The organism is Curtobacterium flaccumfaciens, assembly GCF_004361695.1.
Classification (GTDB): Bacteria; Actinomycetota; Actinomycetes; order Actinomycetales; family Microbacteriaceae; genus Curtobacterium; species Curtobacterium flaccumfaciens_B.
The window spans coordinates 74960-97450 of sequence record NZ_SNVW01000001.1 but is presented as its reverse complement, the minus strand read 5'-3'; the positions used below and the strand labels follow the sequence as shown (position 1 = coordinate 97450).

The following is a 22491-nucleotide window of genomic DNA, read 5'->3' as shown; positions in this document are numbered from 1 at the left end:
AAGAGCAATGCCCGAGGGTCACTCCGTCCACCGCATCGCCAACCAGTTCTCCCGGCACTTCGTCGGCAAACGCTGCGAGGTGTCGAGTCCGCAGGGGCGCTTCGCCGCCGGCGCCGCACAGCTCGACGGCAAGACGATGATCGCCGCTCGTGCGGTGGCGAAGCAGATGTTCCTCGAGTTCGAGGGCGACCTGTTCCTCCGCGTCCACCTCGGGTTGTACGGGGCGTGGGACTTCGCGGGCGACCTCTCGACCGCGACCGCGCTGTCGTCCGACGACGACGGCGAGGAATCGCTCACGTCGATCGGGGCGCCTCGCCTGGCGCGCTACCGGATGGCTGAGCAGGAGAAGGTCGAGGACCCGATCGAGTCCTTCCCGCCGGACCCCGTCGGCCAGGTGCGCGTCCGGATCCTCACCGAGGACACCGTGGCGGACCTCCGAGGTCCGACCGCCTGCGTCGTGGAGACCCCGGCCGAGGTGCAGCAGGCGCTCGACAAGCTCGGCCCCGACCCGATGAACGACGACGGACCCGAGGCCGAGAAAGCCTTCGTGGACAACGTCCGGAAGCGCAACGTGGCGATCGGCCAGCTGCTGATGGACCAGTCCGTGGTGGCCGGCATCGGCAACATCTACCGCGCCGAGCTGCTGTTCCGGCAGCGCATCGACCCGTACAAGCCGGGCAAGAAGATCACCGTCAAGCAGGCGAAGGCGCTGTGGGCGGACTGGTCGAAGCTCCTGCACGACGGCGTCCGCGACGGCCTGATGCTGACGATGGACGGCCTGTCCGAGGCCGAGCTGAAGAAGGCGAAGCGCTCCCGGAAGGACCGGCACTGGGTGTACCACCGCCAGGGCGAGCCCTGCCGGGTGTGCGGCACCGAGATCCGGATGGCCGACATGGCCGGCCGGAAGCTCTACTGGTGCCCGAAGGACCAGAAGTAGCGGAGTCCCGAACGCGCTGCGCGGCCTTACACGGAACAGCCCAAGGCGCGCGCCCGCACGCGCCAACACCCGCGCCCGCGCGCACCAGCCCGCACGCCTCACACCTCGCGGTGGGTGAACCGCCCCTCGATCGCGGTGGCGAGCACCCGCATCCCCCGGAGCGCCGACGACGGCGCACCGGCCGCCAGCGGATCGGACTCGACCAGCACGAGGTCCGCCACGTCACCGACCGCCACCGAGGTCCGGCCACCGTCCGTCGATCCCCGCCACGCGGTGAGCACGGACAGCCGTTCGGCCGGGTGCCATGCAGGACGGCCGTCCCGGTCGCGCCCGACGGCGGCCGCCATCGACACCCACGGGTCGAGCGGCGCGACGGGGGCGTCGGAGCCGAGCAGCAACCGTGCTCCGGCGCGGTCGAGCGACGCGAACGCGAACGCCCGGTCGGTGGTTCCCGCCCAGTACCGGTCGGCGATGTCCCGGTCGTCCATGGCGTGCTCGGGTTGCACCGAGGCCGCGACCCCGAGCCGCGCGAACCGTTCGAGGTCGGCGGTGTCGAGCAGCTGCGCGTGCTCGATCGTGCCGCGCGCACCGACGGCTTCGAACACGTCGAGCGCGAAGGTGTTGGCCCGGTCGCCGATGGCGTGGATCGCCGGGGTCAGCCCCGCGGCCACGGCCTGCCGGGTGAGCGCCACGAGCTCTTCGAAGGGCCACACCAGCACGCCGGAACCGTCGGCGTTCGCCGCGGTCCGGGTGCCGAGGGACCCGTCGGTGATCACCTTGAACGGCCCCATCCGGACGAGTCCGCGGGTGCCGTCGACGACGTCGCCGGTCCGCAGCCCGCGGGCGATGACCGCGTCGAGCTCGGCCGGGTAGACGCCCGACCCGACACGCAGTCCGTCGGTTCCGGCGTGCACGCGTCGGGTCCACCGGTCGAGGCCGAACACCATCTCGAGGTCGACGACGCGGGTCACCCCACGGGCGCTCGCCGCCTCGACGGCGTCGGCGACGTACCCGTCGAGCACGTCGTCCGGCACCCGCGACAGCGCACCGGTCACGTCGAACGCGTCCTGCTCGCGCAGGATCCCGTCCTCGCCCGCGACGAGCGGGCGGCCGACGACCTCCGAGAAGTGCGCCAGGGCGGTGGTGCTGCACCAGACGGCGTGCAGGTCGGCGCTGATGACGACGACCGGGAGGCGCGGTGCGGCCTGGTCGAGCAGCTCGCGTCGGGCGGGACGCGGCCACAACCCGTCGCGGTAGCCGTGTCCGACCAGCACGCGGTCCGCCACACCGGTCCGGGCCACCTCCGCCAGCAGGGTCGCGGTGGCCTCCGCCGAGTCGCACCCGGAGACGTCGACGCGTCGGCGGACGAGGGCCCACTGGTCGAAGTGCACGTGGTGGTCGACGAGCCCGGGCGCGAGCCAGGCGCCGGCCGCCTCGACGACGTCGGTGTCGGGACCGGCCGCGTCGAGCGTGCCGGCGGGCGCGACGTCCGTGACCCGCCCGTCGACGATGCGGACGTCGGCAGGGGCACCGGACGTCCCCACCCGGCGGACCGTGCGCAGCAGGATCTCGCTCACCGTGCCTCCAGTCCGTCCACACGCGCAGCGTGCGCTCGTTCCATCTCGTCGGCGAGCGCCGGCGACGCGTAGGGGCCGTTCCCGCGGAGGCCCGCGACGATCCGGTCCACCACCTCGGGCGCCTTGTTCTGCGAGAGCTTCGCGCGCGCGTCGAAACGGGTGATCCGGATGCGGATCCCGACGGTGCCCTTCGCCATCCGGCGGGCGGTCTCCTCGTCGACCTGCAACGACACCGGCGACGGCATGACCCGCTCGAAGTGGTCGACGAGTTCCCCGAGGACGCGGAAGTTCTCGTCGTCGGACAGGATCTCCGGGGTACCCCAGAGGTGCGCGGTGACGTGGTTCCAGGTCGGCACGAACTGCTCGGGCGGGTACCAGGCGGGGGAGACGTAGCCGTGCGGGCCCTGGACCACGACGAGGACCTCGTGCCGCCCGAGTTCGTGCGCCTGCTCGTCGGGACGGCCGACGTGGGAGACGAGGACGATCTCGTCCGGACCCGCCTGCTCGAGCAGGAAGGGGTAGTGCGACGCGACCAGGCCGGCGTCGGTGTGCGACACGATCGTGGCCCACGGGTTCTCGTCGACGAGGCGGCGCACCTCGTCGACGTCCGTCATGAGGAAGTGCGGTGTGTGTCGCATGCTCCGAGCGTGGCACATGGAAGTCTGGTCGGCATGTCGAACCGCGCCGCCTACGAGACCGCCCTGCCGTACATCCGGGACTGGGTGTCGTACAAGGTCTGGCAGCTCCGGGTACCCGGGGTGCAGGTCGCGATCGGGTACCGGGGCGAGGTGCTCCTCGACGAGGCCTGGGGCTACGCCGACGTCGAAGCCGGCCGTCGCCTCACCACGACGGACCTGTTCCGCATCGCGTCGCACTCGAAGACCTTCACCGCGACGGCGCTCCTGCAGCTCGCCGAACGCGGGTCGCTCCGGCTCGACGACACCGTCGGCACGTACGTCCCGGCGCTCGTCGACGGCGGGTCGCCGCTCGCGGACGCCACGATCCGGGAGCTCATGGAGATGGGCGCCGGTGTCATCCGCGACGGCCACGACGGGGACTACTGGTCGCTGCTCCGGCCCTTCCCGGACGAGCAGGAACTCCTCGCGCTCGTGCTCGACCGCGGCCAGAAGGTGCCCGCCGGGTCGTCGTTCAACTACTCGAACCTCGGCTACTCGCTGCTCGGGCTCGTGATCGCCCGGGTGTCCGGCAAGTCGTACAACGCGTACGTCCGCGAGTCGATCACGGAACCGCTCGGCTTGCGGAACACCGGGCCCGACTGGGACCCGGACCGCGCCGACGACTTCGTGGTCGGGTACACCGGCTTCCACACCGACCGCCGGCGTCGCCGGATCGACCACGTCGACACCCGGGCGATGGCCGCGGCGACCGGCTTCCACGGCACCGCGTCCGACCTGGTGCGGTACTTCTCGCAGCACGTCATCGGGCAGGGGACCCTGCTCGACGACCACTCGAAGCGCCTGGCGCAGCGGAAGGCCTGGAGCGCCACCGAGGACCCGGCCGACCGCGGGTACGGTGCCGGGTTCATCGTCGACCGGATCGGCGGACGCGACGTCCGCGGCCACTCCGGCGGGTTCCCGGGGCACATCACCCAATCGGTGTTCGACCCGGCGTCCGGCCTGGTCGTCTCCGTGCTGACGAGCGCCGCAGCCGGACCCGCCACGCTCATCGCCACCGCGATCATCACCCTGCTCGACGCCGCGGCGGACACCGATGCCCCCGGGACCCCGGTGCCGGACGGCGTCGACACGAGCACGTTCACCGGGCGGTTCGCGAACCCCTGGGGTGTCAGCGACATCGCCCGCCTCGGCGACCGGTTGCTCGAGGTCGACCCGTCGTCGCCGACGCCGCTCGAGAGCCCGACCCGGCTCGAGGTCGTCGACGCGGACACGCTGCGGATGACCCACGGCAGTCGCTTCGGCTCGATCGGCGAGGACATCACGTACGAGCGCGACGCCGACGGCACCGTGCTGTCCATCCGCGGCGGCGGGGGCATGTCGTCGGAGCGCTGGGCGATCCCGGAGGAGACGCCCGAGGTCGCAGCCGGACTCGCCTGACCGACACGACGACCGCGGCGGGGCCGCTCGGCCGGTAACGCCGGAGCGGGGGATAACCCCACCACGGGTCCGGGAGGGGGCAGGATGGGGGAACGAGCCCGTGATCGCGAGGCTTGGTGTCATGACCGACACCGCCCGCCTCGACCAGGCCGAGACCGTCCCGCTGAACGACTCCGTGCCACCAGGAGCCACCGAACCGATGCCCACGCAGCCGAACGCCGCACCGACGGAGCCGACCCCGTCCTCGTGGTCGTCGACGCCGCCGCCGACCGGGCCCGTCTCGGGCACCGGCGCGGGCGCCGGCGCTGGTCTCCGTGCGGGTGTCGGCACCGCCCCCGGCACGGGTTCCGGCTCGGGGTCCGGGATGACCGCCGGCGCGTTCTACCGTGACGCCTGGCGCCGGCTGCCCCGCGACTTCGGGTACATGGCACTCACGGCGGTCCTGCTCTGCACGCTGTACGCCGCCTTCCCCGCGGCGATCTTCGGCGGCGGCTTCCGCGACCTCTTCAACCCGTTCGTGCTGCTGATGTTCTTCATCGCGCTGTTCGTCGCACGATGGCTCGGCCAGTTCGAGAAGCTCCGCATCGGGTGGGCCGACGCGCGTCCGATCCGCCCGGTCGACTGGACGCCGCGCTGGCAGCAGAACTGGTGGACCCGCACCGGCTCCGCGGTCGCGAACCCGCACTACTGGCTGTACCTGCTGCACGCGGCCGTCGTGTACCCGCTCGCCGCGCTCTTCACCGTGGGTGCCGGAGCAGTCCTGCTCGCCGGGTTCCTGTGGCCCGTCGCGCTCGCCGGGGTCGCGTTCGTGAACGGCATGAGCGCCCAGTACTTCGGGTGGGACATGACGTCCGTCGTCGGGTTCGGCGCGCTCGGGCTGCTCTCGATGGCCGCCTCGGTCGTCCTCTTCCCGCTCTGGGCCCGCGGGTCCGTCCTGGCGCACTACTGGATCGACTTCGGCCTGCTCGGTGGCTTCCGTGCGGAGCAGCTCGAGCAGCGCGTCGCCGGGCTCCAGGCCTCCCGTGCCGGTGCCGTCACCGCCGAGGGGCAGGCGCTCCGCCAGATCGAGCGCGACCTGCACGACGGCCCGCAGCAGCGGCTCGTCCGGCTCCGGATGGACCTGTCCGCCGCCGAGCGCGCCTTCGACAAGGACCCCGAGAAGGCGAAGCAGCTGATCGGCGAGGCCTCCGAGCACGCGAAGGACGCCCTCGACGAACTGCGCGCCCTGTCCCGCGGGTTCGCGCCGCCGATCCTGCTCGACCGCGGGCTCGTCGCCGCACTCGAAGCCCTGGTCGCCCGGACCCCGATCCCCGTCGGCCTCGACGTCCGCCTGCCCGAGGGGCTCGAGCTGGCCACCGAGATCCAGCGGAACGTGTACTTCACCGTCAGCGAGCTGCTGACGAACACCACGAAGCACGCCGGCGCCTCGACGGCCGGTGTCTACCTCGGGCTCGTGGTCGACGCCTCGGGCCTCTGGTACCTGACCGTGAGTGTCACCGACGACGGCCGCGGCGGTGCCCGCCCGCAGGAGGGGCACGGCATCGAGGGGCTGATGGGGCGGATGCGTGCCCTCGACGGCGAGCTCACCGTCTCGAGCCCCGAGGGCGGCCCCACCGAGGCCACCGCACGGATCCCGCTCGGTGCCCTCAACGGGGTGCCCGTGGCGCGGGTGTGACCCCGCGGGAGCGGCACCGGTCCCGGGTGTGACCCCGCGGGAGCGGCACCGCTCCGCGGGAGCGGCACCGCTCCCACTAGGCTGGTCGGCATGAGCGACGGCCCGGATGCAGCACGCATCCGGGCCGTCGTCGTCGACGATGCCGTCCTGCTGCGCGAGGGGCTCTCACGGGTCCTCGACGAGGCCGGCATCGACGTCGTCGGGCAGTACGCCGACGCCGTCTCGTTCCTCCGCACGCTGCCCGAGCACGCCCCCGACGTCGTCGTGATGGACGTCCGGATGCCGCCGACCTTCACCGACGAGGGCGTCCGCGCCGCCGTCGAGACCCGCCGCCTGGCGCCCCGCACCGGGGTCCTCCTGCTGTCCCAGTACGTCGAGGCCACCTACGCCGAGGACGTCCTCGCCGCCGGCGCAACCGGCATCGGCTACCTGCTGAAGGACCGCGTCACCCGCCTCGAGGAGATCGACGACGCCGTCCGCCGCATCGCCGCCGGTGGCACCGTGCTCGACCCCGAGGTCGTCACGCAGCTCATGAGCCGCCGCCGCAACCCGCTCGAGGCGCTCACCCCGCGGGAGCGCGAGGTCCTCGGGCTGATGGCCGAGGGCCGCACGAACGCGGCCATCGCCCGCGCGCTCGTCATCGGCACCGGCGCGGTCGAGAAGCACGTGTCGAGCATCTTCGGCAAGCTCGCGCTCGAGGACACCGGCGAAGACCACCGCCGCGTCCTCGCCGTGCTCGCGTACCTCGGGTGACGGCGAACCGGTGAACCGCGTCCCCGCGCCGCTCCTCGCGCTCGCCGCGATGGTGTCCGTGCAGCTCGGTGCCGCGATCGCCAAGACCCGCTTCGACGACGTCGGGTCGGTCGGTGCCGCCACGCTCCGGCTCGTGATCGGCGCCGTCGTCCTCGCCCTCGTGGTGCGGCCCCGCGTCCGGCACTGGACCCGTGCGCAGTGGCTCGGCGCGGTCGGCCTCGGGCTGGCGCTCGGCGGCATGAACGTCTTCATCTACGTGGCGTTCGCGACCATCCCGATCGGGGTCGCCGTCACGATCGAGTTCCTCGGGCCGCTCGCCCTCTCGCTCGTGCACACCCGGCGCTGGCGGGACGTCACGTGGGCCGTGCTGGCACTCGCCGGGGTCGTGCTGCTCGGCGTCGGACCGGCCGCGATCACCGCCGTCGGCGGGGTCGTCTTCGCCGTGCTGGCCGCCGCGTGCTGGGCCGGCTACATCGTGATGAACCGGCACGTGGGCGCAGCGATCCCCGGGGTCGACGGACTCGCGGTGTCGATGCTCGTGGCGATGGTCGTCGCCCTGCCGTTCGGGCTCCGGTCCGCCGTCGACGGGGTGGTCCGCGAACCGGTGCTGCTCGTCGTGTTCGGTGCCGTCGCCGTGCTGTCGAGCGTGCTGCCCTACGCGCTCGAGATGCTCGCGCTCCGGCGGATGCCGACACGGGTGTTCGGGGTGCTGCAGAGCCTCGGGCCGGCGATCGCGGCCCTCGCCGGGCTGGCGATCCTGCACGAACGGCTCGCGGCGCTCGAGATCGTCGCCCTCGCGTGCGTCACCGCGGCGAGCGTCGGCGTGACGCTGTCCGCGCGACGTGCGCGCGGGGGGAGAAAGGGAGGCACGGATCCGGTTCCGTCGTGACGGAACGCGATCCGCGCCTCCAGGAAGACCCGTCTACTCGCTGCGGAGGAAATCCGCGTACGTGGGTTCCGACTGCTCACCCGTCAGGAGCGCCGGGTCGTTGACCCGTCGTTCGACGTAGGCCGCGATGACCTCTGGTGGGGTGAGCACGTGGGCGACCCAGGACGGCACCTCGTTCTTCTGCATTGGTGCCTCCTTCCCGTTCCAGCACTCCGACCGAATGCCTCGATCATCGAGTTACTTGCTGAACCGGTGTTCCGTAAACGATCCTCGTCATGCCGGGGGAAGTCAATGCGATGCGTTCTCCGGACTGCGCTTGCCGATGTCGGCCCGGAGTGTCCGGTGCTTGACGGCCGACCGCCACACCCAGGCGTTCGCCTGTTGCCCGAACTGTGCCCACTCGACCAGGACGGCGTCGCGGGTCCAGCTCTTCGCGAAGGCCTTCACCCTGACGTGGAAGGTCGGGAACTGGATCCAGGCCCACACCGGCACGGGGGTGACGGCGTGGCAGGCGTCGGGGCCGCGGGCGTCCTCGGACAGGGAGTAGGCGCGCGGGCGTTCGACCTCCGGGTGCTCCGGGGGCTGCCACCGGTTCTCGCGACGCCGTCCCACGAGGACATTCGAACGTGTGTTCGAATCGGCGTCAAGTCGGACGCGCCGGGGCCGGGCGGTGGCGGTGGGGGATCGGCGTGTCGGAGGGGTGGGTTGGCGTGACTCAGGCTCGGGCGCGCGCCGTGGACTCCCGGACGCTCAGCGTCAGGGACGGCCCCGGACGCGACGGCAGCGGCGAGCCCGCGTCGATCTGCTCGCGCAGGAGCGTCGCCGCCCGCTGCCCGAGCTCGACGGTGTCACGCGTCAGCGAGGTGATCGCCGGCCGGACGAGCCGGATCATCGCGGAGTCGTCGAACGACACGATGGAGACGTCCCCCGGCACGGCGACCCCCATCTCGCTCGCGACGCCGAGTCCGGCGACCGCGAGCACGTCGTTGTCGTAGACGATGGCGGTGGGGCGTGTGCTCTGCGACAGCAGGGTCCGGGTGGCGCTCGCCCCGGCGTCGGCGGAGTAGTCGGTCGGGATGGACACGGCGCCCTCCAGGCCCTCGGCCGCGGCGAACGCGCGCACCCGGTCGATCCGCATCGCGGTGTGCTCGAACTCCGGACGCCCGGCGACGTGCGCGATCCGCCGGTGCCCGAGCGCGTGCAGGTACCGCAGCACGGTGTCGGTGGCGTCGGAGTCGTCGATCCAGACGGTCGGTGCCGCGCCCTCGGGCGAGGGGTGCGACCCGACGACGACGGTCGGCATCCCGAGGTCGGCGAGCAGCGCGAGCCGGTCGTCGTCGCGCCGCGGGTCGATCACGATCACGCCGTCGACCCGGTGTCCGCGCCACCAGTCGCGGTAGGTCTCGAGTTCCTCGGTGGCGTCGCGGGCGACGAGGAGGTTCATGCCGACGTGGGTGCCGGCGAGCCCGAGCTGGATGCCCGAGATGAGGTCGCCGAAGAACGACTCGGTGCCGAGGGTCCGGGCAGGACGGTTCAGGACGAAGCCGATCGAACCGGCCCGAGCGCCGCCCAGAGCACGTGCCGCGGTGTGCGGTTGCCAGTCCAGATCGCGGGCGATCTCGCGGACGCGGCGACGGGTCTCGTCGGACACGCCTGGTCGGTCGTTGAGCGCGAACGAGACGGCGCTGATGGACACGCCGGCACGCGCGGCGATGTCGGCGATCGTCGTTCGACGCTTGGTGGCCACGGGGTTGACTATAGCGCTTTAGTCGTTCATAGTCGCTGCCACGAGCCGGTTCGGTGCGATCCACTGAACCGGTTCAGCAGTGCACGACCACCGAAGTCGTGCACCGCATCCCGTCAGAAGACATCGTCAGCACAAGGGAGTCCGACGCGATGAGACCGACCACACGTACGACGACGAGCCGCGCGATCGCGCTGCTCGCAGGAGCCGCAGCCACCGCCCTCGTCCTCACCGGGTGCTCGAGCGGCAGCAGCGGCGCCGGCAACGGCGGCGGCGAGATCAGCGGCACGATCACGCTGCAGACCTGGGCCCTCACGCCGACCTACACGGACTACCTCAACGGTGTCGTGAAGGCGTTCGAGAAGCAGCACCCGGACGCGAAGGTCAAGCTCGTCGACCAGCCCGGTGACGGCTACGCGGACAAGGTGCTCAGCCAGGCCTCGTCGAACTCGCTGCCGGACGTCATCAACCTGCCGCCGGACATCGCCCTGCCCCTCGCCAAGCGCGGGTTCCTGCAGGACGTCGCGAAGGACGACAGCAAGCTCTCGAGCACCTACGTCAAGGGCGCCCTGGCGGCCTACAACTACAAGGGCGTCGACGGCACCTTCGGGTACCCCTGGTACCTCAACACCGACATCGACTACTGGAACAAGTCGATGTTCACGAAGTGTGGTCTCGACCCGGCGAACCCGCCGAAGACCACCGACGCGCTGTTCGCGCAGGCCGAGACGATGCACCAGAAGTGCCCCGACGACTACCTGATGAGCCGCAAGCCCGGGCTGAGCGACTTCTCGCTCGCCGGCGTGAAGATCATCAACGACAAGGGGACGAAGTTCACCTTCGCCGACTCGTCGAAGGCCGCCGACCTGATCAGCAAGTACGCCAAGGCGTACAAGGACGGCCTCATGCCGTCGTCGGTCCTCAACACCGACTACCTCGGCAACTCCACGCTGTTCACCCAGGGCAAGGTCGCCTGGACCACCGGTGGCGCCACGGCGATCAGCGACTTCGAGAAGAACAACCCGTCGCTCAAGGGCAACATCGTCGTCTCGCCGGCGCTCGACAACCCGCCGCTCTACGTGCAGGGCCTCAGCGTCTCGGCGAAGAGCAAGCACCTGGCCACGGCCGAGGCACTCGCGTCGTTCATGACGAACGCGAAGAACCAGGAGGCCTTCGCGCACCTGGTGAACATCTTCCCGTCGACCACGTCGTCGCAGTCCGACCCGTTCTTCTCGAAGGACGACGGCACGGTCGAGGCCAAGGCCCGCGTGCTCGCGAACGACGCCCTGAAGACGGCGAAGAACCTCAACCCGGTCGAGGCCAACTCGGCGATGACGGACTTCCTCGACCAGCAGATCGCGCTGGCGATGAAGGGCGGCATCAGCCCCGAGAAGGCGCTGCAGACGGCGCAGACCAAGATGAACACCCTGCTCGCCAACGGCTGATCACCCCCGAGAAGAAGAGAGAGAGGGAGGATCGCCATGCGCGCCAACCGCTGGTTCACCCCGTGGCTGCTCGTCCTGCCGGCACTCGTCTGGCTCGTCGCGTTCAGTCTCTGGCCGTCGATCAACACCGTCCGGCTGTCGTTCACCAACGCCAGCCCGCTCGGTGGGGTCAGCCGCTGGGTCGGTCTGCAGAACTTCCAGACCCTGCTCGCCGACCCGCAGGTGTGGGAGGCGCTTCTCAACAGCGTCATCTACATGGCGGTCTGCCTGCCGCTCCTGACGGTCCTCCCGCTCCTCATGGCCGTGCTCGTGCAGCAGAAGCTGCCCGGCATCGCCTTCTTCCGGACGGCGTACTACACGCCGGTCATCGCCAGCGCGGTGGTCGTCGGGCTGATCTGGAACTGGATCCTCGACGACCGCGGCGTCATCAACGAGATGGTGCAGTCGCTCGGCATCGTGCAGGGCAGCATCCCGTTCCTGACCGACCGGTGGCTGCTGCTGTTCAGCGCGATCAGCCTGACGGTCTGGAAGGGCCTCGGGTACTACATGATCATCTTCCTGGCGGCGCTCGGGAACGTCGGCAAGGAGCTGCACGAGGCCGCGGCGCTCGACGGTGCCGGGGCCGCCCGCCGCTTCTGGTCGGTCACCATGCCCGGCGTGCGCGGCACCCTGACCCTCGTCGGCATCCTCGTGTGCGTGAGTGCCCTGCGGGTGTTCAGCGAGCTCTACATCCTGACGAACGGGACGGGCGGCCCCGGCGGGCAGGACAACTCCCTCGTCATGCTCATCCAGCAGTACGCCCGCGGGTTCACCGGCAACCTCGGGTACGCGTCGGCGCTGAGCCTCCTGCTTTTCGCCGTGACGCTCATCCCGATGCTCGCCCTCGCCCGGATGAACAGCAAGGCGGACAAGTGACGAACACGACGAGCACCACCGAACCCGTCCTCGGCGGCGCCCAGGGCGCGGCCGTCCCCGCGCCCGACGTGACCGGCGCGACCGGCGGCGGCACACCGCCCAAGCGACGGCGCCGCGTCGTCTGGGGCGTCATGTCCACCCGCGAGAAGGCGATCCGCTACGTCCTGCTCATCGTGGTGCTGTTCATCACGATCGGGCCGTTCCTCTGGCAGCTGTCCACGTCGCTCAAGGGTCCGGGCGAGGACATCTACACGGCGAACCCGTCGTTCATCCCGTCGCAGCCGACGATCGGCAACTACCTGCGGGTGGGTGACGCGATCCCGGTGTTCGGGTACATCGGCAACTCGCTCATCGTCGCGGCGATCGACGTCATCGGGAACATCGTGTTCGCGACCTTCGCCGGCTTCGCCCTCGCCCGGCTGCAGTGGCGCTTCCGGAAGGCCGTCCTCGGCCTGTTCCTCGCCACGCTCGTCCTGCCCGGCGAGGCGACGATCATCTCGCAGTTCGTCACCGTGAAGGACCTCGGCCTCGCCGACAACCTGGTCGGCGTCGCCCTGCCCGGCATGATCGCGGCGCTCAACGTCCTGCTCATGTTCAACGCGTTCCGGCAGATCCCCGAGGAGATCGACCAGGCCGCGGTGATGGACGGCGCGAACGCCTGGCAGCGGCTCCGGTACATCTCGCTGCCCGCCGTCCAGGGCACCATCGCGGTCATCGCGATCTTCGCCTTCATCGGCGCGTGGGACGACTTCCTCTGGCCGCTCATCGTCCTGCAGTCCCCGGACAAGCTGACGCTGACGGTCGGGCTCGAGTACCTGCGCGGCACGTTCGGCACCGACCAGCGCCTGATCGCGGCCGGCACCATGATCGCGTTCATCCCGATCGCCGTGATCTTCGCCGTCCTGCAGCGGTTCTTCTTCAAGGGCGTCGAAGAGGGTGGGGTGAAGGGCTGATGCGCTTCGGCGTCAACCACACCCCCTCGGTCGGCTGGTTCCACTCGTGGCTCGACTTCTCGCCGTCGGACACCGCGCGCGACATGGAGGCGATCGCGTCGCTCGGCGCCGACCACGTCCGGATCTTCCCGCTCTGGCCGGTCGTGCAGCCGAACCGGACGCTCATCCGGCAGCAGGCGCTGGCGGACGTCGCGACCGTGGTCGACATCGCCGGCTCCTTCGGGCTCGACGTCAACGTCGACGCCCTGCAGGGGCACCTGTCGAGCTTCGACTTCGTGCCGTCCTGGCTGGAGAGCTGGCACCGGCGGAACATGTTCACCGACCCGGACGTGGTCGCGTCGACCGCCGCCTACGTCCGGGCGCTCGCCGCGGCGGTCGCCGACCGGCCGAACCTGCTCGGCATCACCATCGGCAACGAGGTGAACCAGTTCGCGCACGCGCCGCACCCGACCCCGCACACCATCACGGCGGAGCAGGGACACGCGTGGGCAGCGGCGATGGTCGCCGCGGCACGGTCCGGCCTGGAGGCGCGGCTCGGCCCCGCCACGCCGGTCGCGCCCGGCACCGCGTCGCGTCCACTGCCCCTGGTCACCGTCGCGCAGTACGACGCCGCCTGGTACGACGACGCGCAGCCGTTCGGACCGGAGCACGCGGCGGACCACGGTGACGCCACGGTCACGCACTCGTGGGTGTTCAACGGCTCGGCGGCGCTGCACGGCGCGCTCGGACCCGGATCGGTCCGCCACGGGGAGTACCTGCTCCAGCTCGCCGCGGCCTGGAACCGCGACCCGGCCCGGCCGAACTGGCTGCAGGAGGTCGGCGCCCCGACGAACGTCATCGCGCCCGCCGACGCCGCCTCGTTCACCGAGCAGACGATCCGGCACGTCCTCGACGCCCAGCACGTGCTCGGCGTCACCTGGTGGTGTTCCCACGACGTGTCCCGGACCCTCGCCGACTTCCCGGAACTCGAGTACGACCTCGGTCTCTTCACGAACGACGGCCGGCTGAAGCCCGCTGGCGAGGCGTTCGCCGCGATGGCCCGCGCGGGCGACGGGGAATGCGGAACCCGCGCCGCGCCGACCACTGCGATCGTCCTCGACGACGTGCTGCCCGACGGCACCGACCGGCACGGCGCCCGGGCGGACTGCGCACCGGGCGGCCGGTTCGCCGCGGCCTGGCTCGAGGCCGCCTCGACCGCGCCCGACGGCCGCGGCCCGCAGGTGGTCCTCCGCTCCCGACTCGCCGACGCCGGCACGCTCGCGGCGCGCGGCATCACCCGCTGCGTCGACGTCCCCGCCGACCTCGACACCGCACACACCCCGATCTCGGTCGCGCACCCCGCGACCATGCCCTGACCCTCCCCAGACCCGGAAGGCACCATGCACGACGACATCCCCCTCACCACCGGCCGCGCACGGCGGGTCCTCGACGAGCGGATCACCCCCGCGGTGCACGCGACGGCGACACCGCTCACGACCGCGTGGCACGAGCTGCCGGGGGAGCCGATCCCGCCGACCGAGGGCCTGCAGCTCGACTTCGCGCCGTACGAGGTCGGCACGACGTGGGGCGCCGCGTGGGGGACGACCTGGTTCCGGCTGACCGGCACCGTGCCGGACGCCTGGGCCGGCCGCCGCATCGAGGCCGTCATCGACCTCGGCTTCGACAAGAACATGCCGGGCTTCCAGTGCGAGGGGCTCGTGTACCTCGCCGACGGCACCCCGGTGAAGTCGATCAACCCGCGGAACCAGTGGGTGCTCGTCACCGAACGGGCCGAGGGCGGCGAGACCGTGGAGCTCTTCGTCGAGGCGGCGTCGAACCCCGTCCTGCTCGACTACCACCCCTTCCTCGTCACGCAGGAGGGCGACATCGAGACGTCCTCGCCGAAGCGCCTCTACACGAGCAGGCGGATGGACCTCGCCGTGTTCGAGTCCGAGGTCCACGAGCTCGCCCTCGACATCGACGTCCTGCTCGAACTGCAGGCCGAGCTCCCCGAGGGCCCCCGTCGGATGCGCATCCTGCAGGCCCTCGACGACGCGCTCGACCGGCTCGACCTGCAGCACATCGCCGAGACCGCGCCGGACGCCCGCGCCGCGCTCGCCGATGTCCTCGCCGCACCCGCCGAGGCGTCCGCGCACACGATCTCCGCCGTCGGACACGCCCACATCGACTCCGCCTGGCTCTGGCCCGTCCGCGAGACGATCCGGAAGGTGGCGCGCACCACGTCCACGATGACCGAGCTCATCGACCAGACCGACGACTTCCTGTACGGGATGTCGAGCGCGCAGCAGTACGCGTGGATCAAGGAGCACCGCCCCGAGGTCTACGCCCGCGTCACGGCCGCCGTCGAGGCCGGACGGTTCCTGCCGATCGGCGGCATGTGGGTCGAGTCCGACACCGTGATGCCGACCGGCGAGAGCATCGTCCGCCAGTTCTCGCAGGGCCAGCGGTTCTTCGAGCGCGAGTTCGGCATCCGGCCGAAGGGGGTCTGGCTGCCGGACAGCTTCGGGTACTCGCCGGCGCTGCCGCAGCTCATGCGCCGCGCCGGCTTCGAGTGGTTCTTCACGCAGAAGATCTCGTGGAACCAGGTCAACAAGTTCCCGCACCACACGTTCCTCTGGGAGGGCATCGACGGGTCGCGGGTGTTCTCGCACTTCCCCTCGATGGACACGTACAACTCGCGGCTCAGCGGCTCCGAGGTCGCGAAGGCGTCCCGGCAGTTCCGCGAGAACCGGCTCGCCACCGGGTCGATCGCACCCGTCGGCTGGGGCGACGGCGGCGGTGGGACCACGCGCGAGATGACCGGGACGGCCGCACGCCTGGCCGACCTCGAGGGCAGCGCGAAGGTCCGCTGGGAACACCCCGACGTCTTCTTCGACCGTGCGAAGGCGGAGCTGCCGAACCCGCCCGTGTGGGTCGGTGAGCTCTACCTCGAGCTGCACCGCGCCACCCTGACGTCGCAGCACGGCACGAAGCAGGGCAACCGCCGCACCGAGCAGCTCCTCATCGAGGCCGAGCTCTGGGCGGCGACCGCAGCGGCCCGGACCGGTTTCCCCTACCCGTACGACGAGCTCGACGCGCTCTGGCAGCAGGTGCTCCTGCAGCAGTTCCACGACATCCTGCCGGGCACCTCGATCGCCTGGGTCCACCGCGAAGCGGTCGCGAAGTACGCCGAGACGGCCGCGCGCCTCACCGCGGTGATCGAATCGGCGCTGTCGGCACTGGCCGGAGCAGGCGACGCGACGGTCGTCGTGAACCCGGCCCCGTTCCTCCAGGCCGGCGCACCCGCGCAGGGCGCGGTCCTGGCGACCGACGTGGCGGAGCCGACCCCCGTCACCGTCACCGAGCAGGACGGCAGCTGGGTGCTGGCGAACGCGCTCGTCCGGGTCGTGGTCGACGGCCGCGGCCACGTGACGAGCGCCGTCGACCTGACCACCGGGCGCGACGCGGTCGCGGCGGGCCAGGTCGCGAACCTGCTGCAGCTGCACCAGGACTTCCCGAACATGTGGGACGCGTGGGACGTCGACCGGTACTACCGGAACCGCGTCGAGGACCTCGTCGACGCCTCCAGCGTGACCGCCGACCTCGACGAGCGGACCGGCGTCGCACGCGTGGTCGTCGAGCGTGCGTTCGGCGACTCGAGCGTCCGCCAGGAGATCACGCTCGCGCCGGACTCCCGCACGCTGGAGTTCGACCAGACCACCGACTGGCACGAGACCGAGAAGTTCCTCAAGGTCGCGTTCCCGCTCGACGTCCGCGCGGAGCACACCGTCGCCGAGACGCAGTTCGGGGCGCAGAAGCGCGTGACCCACACGAACACCTCGTGGGAAGCCGCGAAGTTCGAGACCTCGATGCACCGCTACGTGCTCGTGTCGGAGCCGGGTTTCGGGGTCGCCCTCGTCAACGACTCGATCCACGGGTTCGACACCACGCGCGACTCCGTCGACGGGCACGTCACCACCACCGTGCGGCTGTCGCTGCTGCGTGCCCCGCGGTTCCCCGACCCCGAGACCGACCAGGGCGTGCAGACGCACCGCTACGGCATGGTGATCGGCACCGACCAGCTCGGCGCGACCGCAGCGGGTGTCGTGATGAACGCGAGCGCGCGGACCGTGACCGGCGCGCAGGGCTTCGAGCCGCTCGTGCGGGTCTCCGGCGACGTCGTCCTGTCGAGCGTCAAGCTCGCCGACGACCGTTCCGGCGACCTGGTCGTGCGCGTCTACGAGCCCGTCGGGCGGCGGGGGACCGGTGGGATCGCGGTGTCCGGTGGCTTCGGGCCCGGTGGGATCGCGGTGTCCGGTGGCTTCGGGCACGGCATCGAGGTCACCCTGCTCGAGGAGCCGCTGGCCGACGCTTCCGCGGTCGACGCCTCTTCGTTCGCGGTCGACGCGTACGAGGTGCGGACGTTCCGGTACCCGCGCGCATGAACGTCCCGGGCCGGCTCTTCGGGTGAGCCGGCCCGGGCGGCACGATTGCATCCGCGGTCGTGGTCATCCACTCGATGAGGAGTGACATGAACAAGTCCACGAAGTTCGGGATCGCTGCGGCGATCGTCGCGATGGTCGCGGTGCCCATGGCGCCGGCGGCCGCGTCGGCGGCGCCGTCGTCCGCCGGTGCCGCCCACGGTGTCGGCCACGGGGCCGGGCACGGTGCCGGCCAGGGCAATGGCCACGGCCACGGCACGGGCCACGGCCACGGCCGGGGTCCGCACGCGACGCCCACCAAGTCCGGTCCGACGAGCATCGCCTACGTCGAGGTCAACAACGACGAACTCGCGAACGTCGGCCGGTACACGCTGGCGAACGGTGCGAACGCCTTCGACGTGGCGATCATCTTCGCCGCGAACATCGACTACCAGGACGGCAAGGCGGTCCTGTCCAGCAACGAGAACGTGCAGCGCACCCTCGACCAGGCGGCCACCCAGATCCGGCCGCTGCAGGCCAAGGGCATCAAGGTCTCGCTGTCCGTCCTCGGCAACCACCAGGGTGCGGGGATCGCGAACTTCTCGACCCGGGCCGCCGCGGCCGACTTCGCCGCCCAGGTCTCGGCCACGGTGTCGAAGTACGGACTCGACGGCGTCGACCTCGACGACGAGTACTCCGACTACGGCGTGAACGGCACTCCGCAGCCGAACCAGCAGTCCATCGGGTGGCTCATCAGCGCTCTCCGTGCCGACATGCCCGGCAAGCTGATCTCGTTCTACGACATCGGCCCGGCGTCCACCGCGCTGTCGTCGTCGAGCAGCAGCATCGGCTCGAAGCTCGACTACGCCTGGAACCCGTACTACGGCACCTACTCCGCGCCGACGATCCCGGGGCTGCCGAAGTCGAAGCTGTCGGCGGCCGCGGTCGACATCCAGAACACCCCGCAGGCGACGGCCGTCTCGCTCGCCCAGCGCACGAAGGCCGACGGGTACGGCGTCTTCATGACGTACAACCTGCCAGGAGGCGACCAGTCCGCCTACGTCTCGTCCTTCACGAACGTCCTGTACGGCCAGGCCGCGTCGTACCGCTGACGCCGCGTCCCAGCGGCGGCTCGCGCCCCGTGCCTCCTGGCCCAGGCCTGGAGGCGCGGGGCGCGTCCGTCCCGCCCCCTGGTACGTTGTGCATCTGATGTATCGGTTTACGCGCTTGATCTGCTGGGACAGGAGAACACGATGACGAAGTACCTCGTGCGACTGGAATGCGTGGCTGAGCTCGACGACGCGGACGACATCGCTACCGACTTCGACGCCATCGCGGACGCGCTCTTCGATCTCGACGACGTGCACGACCAAGACCTGGCGGCTGATCTGGAGACCCGGACGTTGACCTTCTCGATCGGTGTCGTCGCCGATGACGAGTTCGGTGCGCTCGACCGTGCCCTCGGGGCTGTGCGAACGGCTCTGCACGCCGCGGGTCGAGGCACGCCTGGTTGGGAGCGGCACTACCGAATGCTCCGTCAAGAAGTCGAAGAAGAGCCGGTCGGAGCGATCTGACCGGACCGTCCGAGTCATCGCGCCGTACGATCGCGGCGTGGAGATCGAGTTCGACGGCGAGGTGGTCGAGTGGCGTGGGCCGGCGCCGTACTTCTACGCCGTCGTGCCGTCCGACGCAGCCGAGGCCATCCGCGACCTCGCTCCGTTTCTCACGTACGGCTGGGGTGTGATCCCGGCGCGTGTGACGATCGGCAGCGTGACGTGGACGACCTCGCTGTTCCCGAAGGACGGCGGGTACCTCGTACCGCTCCGGGCCGCGGAGCGACGTCGTGCCGGGGTGGAGCTCGGCGACAGGCCGACCCTCACCCTCGAGTTCGCCGGCCCGTAGGACGCGCTGGGGAGCAGACTGCCGGGCATGACCAGGTACGCGATCGACGCCGACGTCGCGCTGCGGATCGTCCGCGGCGAGCTGGCGGTGGACGGGGCTGACCAACTGGTCGGGCCCGCGGTGCTCCGTTCGCACGTCATGGCTGCGCTCTACCGGCAGGTCCGTGCCGGCGAGCTGGACGAGCGGGAGGCCCGGGCGCAGCTCGACGGACTGGCCGGGCTGCGGATCCGACTGCTGGGGGACCGGGTGTCGCGGGGGACGGCGTGGAAGACCGCGACGCGTCTCGGCTGGGACGACGTCGGGCCGGCGGAGTACCTTGCGGTCGCGGTGCTGCAGGCCGACACCCTCGTGACCGACGACCCGCGCCTGATCGAGGCGGCCACGGACATGGTCCCCACGACCTCGTCGTCCATCTTCGCCTGACCCAGCCTGCGGACGCGCCACGACGCCATCGCGGAAGCACTCTTCTACCTCGACGACGTCCACGACCAGGACCTGACCGCTGACCTATCGACCGGCACCCGCACCTTCTCGATCGGGGTCGACGCTGACGACGAGTCCGGTGCGCTCGACCGAGCGCTCGGTGCCGTCCGGACCGCGCTGCACGTTGCTGGACGCGGCACTCCCGGTTGGGAGCAGCACCACCGGATGCTTGCGGCAGGAAGTCGGAGAAGCGCCGCTCGGAGCGCTCTCGGGGCGGCTCGGAACCCTGCGACCGTGCATCGTCTCAGCTGTCGCGCGTCCCAACCAGGAGGCGACGCCGAGCGCGCGCTGCGGCCGATCGCTCGTGGTGCGAGATTGATCACTCGGTGCGCAGGAACAACGTCGCACCGAGCGTGCAACCGTGCACCAGCCGACGAAGCGCGGGGCTCAGCGCCTCCGCGCAATTCCGCCTCTGACCTGCTTGATTCTCATGTTGGCTCGTCCCATGCCTGCTGGTGCGGGGGAATGAGCGGCTCACACCATCGTTTCCAGGAACAACTCTGGGCACGCCGGGCGCACGGCGGTCTTGCTCGATCCCAGGCCGGGACCGTCCAGACGCAGAAACCGCTGATCAGACGCGGAGCGCCCGACACAGCGAAGCGCCCCCGCCCGCCCACTTCAGGACGAGCAACCGACGACCCCGACGCGAAGCGCCAGACGCCCGACGCAGCGAAGCGCCCCCGCCCGCCCACATCAGCACGCCCGAACTGACGACAACGGCGCGAAGCGCCCACCAACACAGAGGGGATGACGGGAATCGAACCCGCGTAGCCAGTTTGGAAGACTGGGGCTCTACCATTGAGCTACATCCCCGCGCCTGCGCACCAGGCGCAGCCCCATCATCGTAGCGGACGAACGAGCATCGACATGTCAGGGCGCGTCATCCCGAAGCCGGACGGGTCCGCCGATCGCACGATCACGCGGTCGCGGGTCCTCTCGTACGCCCTGGTGGTCCTCGCCGCGGTGGTGTTCTCGTTGCGCCCGGAGTTGTTCGGGGACCCGCAGACCCAGCCGGCGCACGCGCTCCTGCACGGCTGGCGGATCGTCGCCGGCATCGTGCTCGGGGTGGCGGCGCTCGCGGTGCAGGTCGTCGTCGGCGTGCGGTGGCGGGCCGGCCTGCGACGTGAGGCAGGAGTCGACAGCAAAGTCGACGGGGAAGTCGGCAGGAAACCTCCCGGGAACCGCGCACCCCGGGACCGCTAGACTCATCGGCGTCCCGTGCGCCTGCCGGCGTCTGCGGACACCCCTGGCCCAGTCAAACGGGGCGTAGCTCAGCTTGGTAGAGCGCCCGCTTTGGGAGCGGGAGGTCGCAGGTTCAACTCCTGTCGCCCCGACCAGGTCTTCGAGAACCACCGACCACACGAACGTCAACCAACAGGAGAACATCCCTTGGCCACCAGCACCGTCGACAAGGTGAGCGACACCCGCGTCAAGCTCACCGTGAACGTGACGCCGGACGATCTCAAGCCGAGCATCGACCACGCGTACAAGCACATCGCCGAGCAGATCAACATCCCCGGCTTCCGCAAGGGCAAGGTCCCGCCGGCGATCGTCGACCAGCGTGTCGGCCGTGGCGAGGTCCTGAACCACGCCGTCGGCGACGCGATCGACAACTTCTACCGCCAGGCGGTGGAGGAGCAGGAGCTGCGCATCCTCGGTCGTGCCGAGGCCGACGTGGCCGAGCTCCCGAACGTCAAGGACTTCACGGGTGACCTGGTCCTCACGTTCGAGGTGGACGTCCGTCCCGAGTTCGACCTGCCGGACTACAGCTCCTACGAGCTCACCGTCGACGCCGTCGAGGTGTCGGACGACGAGATCGAAGAGGAACTGCAGAACCTCCGCACCCGCTTCGGCACGCTCGTGACGGTCGACCGTCCGGCGACCACGGGTGACTTCGCGCAGATCGACCTCACCGCGACCATCGGCGACGACGAGGTCGACTCGGCCACCGGCGTCTCCTACGAGATCGGTTCGGGCGACCTGCTCGAGGGCATCGACGAGGCGCTCGAGTCGCTCACCGCCGGCGAGTCCACCACCTTCGAGTCGAAGCTCGTCGGTGGCGACCGCGAGGGCGAGATCGCCCAGATCGCCGTGACCGTCACCGCCGTCAAGGAGCGCGAGCTCCCCGAGGCCGACGACGAGTTCGCGCAGATCGCGAGCCAGTTCGACACGATCGACGAGCTCAAGGCGGACCTCAAGGAGCAGATCGCGAAGTCCAAGACCTTCGGTCAGGGCGCCGCGGCTCGCGACAAGCTCGTCGAGAAGCTCATCGAGGACGTGAACATCCCGATCTCGGAGAAGCTCATCGAGGACGAGGTGCACCGTCACCTCGAGCAGGAGAACCGTCTCGAGGACGACGAGCACCGCAAGGAGGTCTCGGAGTCCAGCGAGAAGGCCTTCCGTTCGCAGATCCTCCTCGACTCGATCGCCGAGAAGGAAGAGATCCAGGTCTCGCAGGAAGAGCTCACCCAGTACCTCATCCAGGCTGCTGCGCAGTACGGCATGGAGCCGGGCGAGTTCATCAAGGTGATCGACCAGAACGGCCAGATCCCCGGCATGGTGGGCGAGGTCGCTCGCTCGAAGGCGGTCGCGACCGTCCTCTCGAAGGTGACCGTCAAGGACACCAACGGTGACGACGTGGACCTGTCCGCCTTCACGGCGGGCGTCGCGCAGACCCCGGCGGAGGACGTCGAGTAGTCACGTCCTGACCTTCTGACTGGAGGCGCGGTGCCAGCTGGCACCG

General features: G+C 70.7%; 22 protein-coding genes and 2 tRNA genes. 17 read left to right on the top strand and 7 right to left on the bottom strand.

Going from position 1 to position 22491, the window contains the following annotated elements; genetic code table 11:
* The first annotated feature begins 7 nt into the window (after positions 1-7).
* Positions 8-937 (top strand): Fpg/Nei family DNA glycosylase, encoded by a 930-nt coding sequence (locus tag EDF64_RS00430; protein WP_133518146.1) that lies wholly within the window; start codon positions 8-10, stop codon positions 935-937.
* A gap of 98 nt (positions 938-1035) precedes the next feature.
* Here the strand turns inward: EDF64_RS00430 and EDF64_RS00425 are convergent, their stop codons facing one another.
* Positions 1036-2514: an amidohydrolase gene (locus EDF64_RS00425; protein WP_133518145.1), complete on the bottom strand. Its 1479-nt coding sequence runs from the start codon at positions 2512-2514 to the stop codon at positions 1036-1038.
* A complete protein-coding gene (locus EDF64_RS00420; RefSeq protein ID WP_133518144.1) occupies positions 2511-3152 on the bottom strand; it encodes an FMN-binding negative transcriptional regulator in 642 nt (213 codons plus the stop codon). Before EDF64_RS00420 ends, EDF64_RS00425 begins: the two co-directional genes overlap by 4 nt.
* A 33-nt stretch (positions 3153-3185) precedes the next feature.
* Between EDF64_RS00420 and EDF64_RS00415 the strand changes: the two genes are divergently transcribed.
* The 4 genes from EDF64_RS00415 to EDF64_RS00400 all read left to right on the top strand — a co-directional run bounded on the left by EDF64_RS00415 (position 3186) and on the right by EDF64_RS00400 (position 7906).
* Positions 3186-4589 carry a serine hydrolase domain-containing protein gene (locus tag EDF64_RS00415; RefSeq protein WP_133518537.1) on the top strand — a complete coding sequence of 468 codons (1404 nt, stop codon included), beginning with the start codon at positions 3186-3188 and terminating at the stop codon, positions 4587-4589.
* A 121-nt stretch (positions 4590-4710) separates the two neighbouring features.
* Positions 4711-6264: a sensor histidine kinase gene (locus EDF64_RS00410; RefSeq protein WP_133518143.1), complete on the top strand. Its 1554-nt coding sequence runs from the start codon at positions 4711-4713 to the stop codon at positions 6262-6264.
* A gap of 90 nt (positions 6265-6354) precedes the next feature.
* The gene (locus tag EDF64_RS00405) at positions 6355-7017 is read left to right on the top strand and encodes a response regulator transcription factor (protein ID WP_071293723.1); all 663 of its coding nucleotides are present in this window, start codon (positions 6355-6357) and stop codon (positions 7015-7017) included.
* Between the two features lie 10 nt (positions 7018-7027).
* A complete protein-coding gene (locus EDF64_RS00400) occupies positions 7028-7906 on the top strand; it encodes an EamA family transporter (RefSeq protein WP_133518142.1) in 879 nt (292 codons plus the stop codon).
* A gap of 33 nt (positions 7907-7939) precedes the next feature.
* Here EDF64_RS00400 and EDF64_RS18035 read toward each other — a convergent pair whose 3' ends face one another.
* The 3 genes from EDF64_RS18035 to EDF64_RS00390 form a co-directional block, all read right to left on the bottom strand.
* A complete protein-coding gene (locus EDF64_RS18035; protein WP_166645545.1) occupies positions 7940-8092 on the bottom strand; it encodes a hypothetical protein in 153 nt (50 codons plus the stop codon).
* Between the two features lie 102 nt (positions 8093-8194).
* Entirely contained in the window at positions 8195-8518 is a 324-nt protein-coding gene (locus EDF64_RS00395; protein WP_133518141.1) for a hypothetical protein, read from the bottom strand.
* Positions 8519-8621: 103 nt separating this feature from the next.
* Positions 8622-9653, bottom strand: coding sequence for a LacI family DNA-binding transcriptional regulator (locus EDF64_RS00390; RefSeq protein WP_133518140.1), 1032 nt, complete (start codon positions 9651-9653; stop codon positions 8622-8624).
* A gap of 149 nt (positions 9654-9802) precedes the next feature.
* On the opposite strand from EDF64_RS00390, the gene EDF64_RS00385 reads away from it, so the two are divergent.
* The 9 genes from EDF64_RS00385 to EDF64_RS00345 all read left to right on the top strand — a co-directional run bounded on the left by EDF64_RS00385 (position 9803) and on the right by EDF64_RS00345 (position 19688).
* Positions 9803-11095, top strand: coding sequence for an ABC transporter substrate-binding protein (locus EDF64_RS00385; protein ID WP_133518139.1), 1293 nt, complete (start codon positions 9803-9805; stop codon positions 11093-11095).
* 36 nt (positions 11096-11131) lie between these two features.
* Positions 11132-12010: a carbohydrate ABC transporter permease gene (locus tag EDF64_RS00380; RefSeq protein WP_133518138.1), complete on the top strand. Its 879-nt coding sequence runs from the start codon at positions 11132-11134 to the stop codon at positions 12008-12010.
* Entirely contained in the window at positions 12007-12963 is a 957-nt protein-coding gene (locus EDF64_RS00375; RefSeq protein ID WP_208108792.1) for a carbohydrate ABC transporter permease, read from the top strand. Before EDF64_RS00380 ends, EDF64_RS00375 begins: the two co-directional genes overlap by 4 nt.
* The gene (locus EDF64_RS00370; protein WP_133518137.1) at positions 12963-14318 is read left to right on the top strand and encodes a glycoside hydrolase 5 family protein; all 1356 of its coding nucleotides are present in this window, start codon (positions 12963-12965) and stop codon (positions 14316-14318) included. Before EDF64_RS00375 ends, EDF64_RS00370 begins: the two co-directional genes overlap by 1 nt.
* A 24-nt stretch (positions 14319-14342) precedes the next feature.
* Positions 14343-17387 (top strand): alpha-mannosidase, encoded by a 3045-nt coding sequence (locus EDF64_RS00365; RefSeq protein ID WP_133518136.1) that lies wholly within the window; start codon positions 14343-14345, stop codon positions 17385-17387.
* A gap of 86 nt (positions 17388-17473) precedes the next feature.
* Positions 17474-18475 (top strand): endo-beta-N-acetylglucosaminidase H, encoded by a 1002-nt coding sequence (locus EDF64_RS00360; RefSeq protein WP_208108791.1) that lies wholly within the window; start codon positions 17474-17476, stop codon positions 18473-18475.
* A gap of 141 nt (positions 18476-18616) precedes the next feature.
* Positions 18617-18937 (top strand): hypothetical protein, encoded by a 321-nt coding sequence (locus EDF64_RS00355; RefSeq protein WP_133518135.1) that lies wholly within the window; start codon positions 18617-18619, stop codon positions 18935-18937.
* Between the two features lie 37 nt (positions 18938-18974).
* Complete coding sequence (locus tag EDF64_RS00350; RefSeq protein ID WP_133518134.1) at positions 18975-19265, top strand: DUF1905 domain-containing protein; 291 nt, start codon at positions 18975-18977, stop codon at positions 19263-19265.
* 27 nt (positions 19266-19292) lie between these two features.
* Positions 19293-19688, top strand: coding sequence for a type II toxin-antitoxin system VapC family toxin (locus EDF64_RS00345; RefSeq protein WP_133518133.1), 396 nt, complete (start codon positions 19293-19295; stop codon positions 19686-19688).
* Between the two features lie 84 nt (positions 19689-19772).
* Here the strand turns inward: EDF64_RS00345 and EDF64_RS18575 are convergent, their stop codons facing one another.
* Both EDF64_RS18575 and EDF64_RS00340 read right to left on the bottom strand, forming a co-directional pair.
* Positions 19773-19907, bottom strand: coding sequence for a hypothetical protein (locus EDF64_RS18575; protein WP_279512722.1), 135 nt, complete (start codon positions 19905-19907; stop codon positions 19773-19775).
* Between the two features lie 583 nt (positions 19908-20490).
* A tRNA-Gly gene (locus EDF64_RS00340) sits at positions 20491-20561 on the bottom strand.
* Positions 20562-20615: 54 nt separating this feature from the next.
* Between EDF64_RS00340 and EDF64_RS00335 the strand changes: the two genes are divergently transcribed.
* From EDF64_RS00335 to tig, 3 genes are all read left to right on the top strand, one after another.
* Complete coding sequence (locus EDF64_RS00335; RefSeq protein ID WP_133518132.1) at positions 20616-20951, top strand: hypothetical protein; 336 nt, start codon at positions 20616-20618, stop codon at positions 20949-20951.
* Positions 20952-21008: 57 nt separating this feature from the next.
* Positions 21009-21085: transfer RNA gene (locus EDF64_RS00330), tRNA-Pro, on the top strand.
* A gap of 52 nt (positions 21086-21137) precedes the next feature.
* Complete coding sequence (gene tig / locus EDF64_RS00325) at positions 21138-22445, top strand: trigger factor (protein WP_166645544.1); 1308 nt, start codon at positions 21138-21140, stop codon at positions 22443-22445.
* Positions 22446-22491: the final 46 nt, after the last annotated feature.

Coding starts and splice junctions, on each gene's coding strand:
- EDF64_RS00430 (WP_133518146.1), top strand. CDS start 8: ATGCCCGAGGGTCACTCCGTCCACCGCATCGCCAACCAGTTCTCCCGG.
- EDF64_RS00420 (WP_133518144.1), bottom strand. CDS start 3,152: ATGCGACACACACCGCACTTCCTCATGACGGACGTCGACGAGGTGCGC.
- EDF64_RS00415 (WP_133518537.1), top strand. CDS start 3,186: ATGTCGAACCGCGCCGCCTACGAGACCGCCCTGCCGTACATCCGGGAC.
- EDF64_RS00410 (WP_133518143.1), top strand. CDS start 4,711: ATGACCGACACCGCCCGCCTCGACCAGGCCGAGACCGTCCCGCTGAAC.
- EDF64_RS00405 (WP_071293723.1), top strand. CDS start 6,355: ATGAGCGACGGCCCGGATGCAGCACGCATCCGGGCCGTCGTCGTCGAC.
- EDF64_RS18035 (WP_166645545.1), bottom strand. CDS start 8,092: ATGCAGAAGAACGAGGTGCCGTCCTGGGTCGCCCACGTGCTCACCCCA.
- EDF64_RS00385 (WP_133518139.1), top strand. CDS start 9,803: ATGAGACCGACCACACGTACGACGACGAGCCGCGCGATCGCGCTGCTC.
- EDF64_RS00380 (WP_133518138.1), top strand. CDS start 11,132: ATGCGCGCCAACCGCTGGTTCACCCCGTGGCTGCTCGTCCTGCCGGCA.
- EDF64_RS00370 (WP_133518137.1), top strand. CDS start 12,963: ATGCGCTTCGGCGTCAACCACACCCCCTCGGTCGGCTGGTTCCACTCG.
- EDF64_RS00365 (WP_133518136.1), top strand. CDS start 14,343: ATGCACGACGACATCCCCCTCACCACCGGCCGCGCACGGCGGGTCCTC.
- EDF64_RS00360 (WP_208108791.1), top strand. CDS start 17,474: ATGAACAAGTCCACGAAGTTCGGGATCGCTGCGGCGATCGTCGCGATG.
- EDF64_RS00355 (WP_133518135.1), top strand. CDS start 18,617: ATGACGAAGTACCTCGTGCGACTGGAATGCGTGGCTGAGCTCGACGAC.
- EDF64_RS00345 (WP_133518133.1), top strand. CDS start 19,293: ATGACCAGGTACGCGATCGACGCCGACGTCGCGCTGCGGATCGTCCGC.
- EDF64_RS00335 (WP_133518132.1), top strand. CDS start 20,616: ATGTCAGGGCGCGTCATCCCGAAGCCGGACGGGTCCGCCGATCGCACG.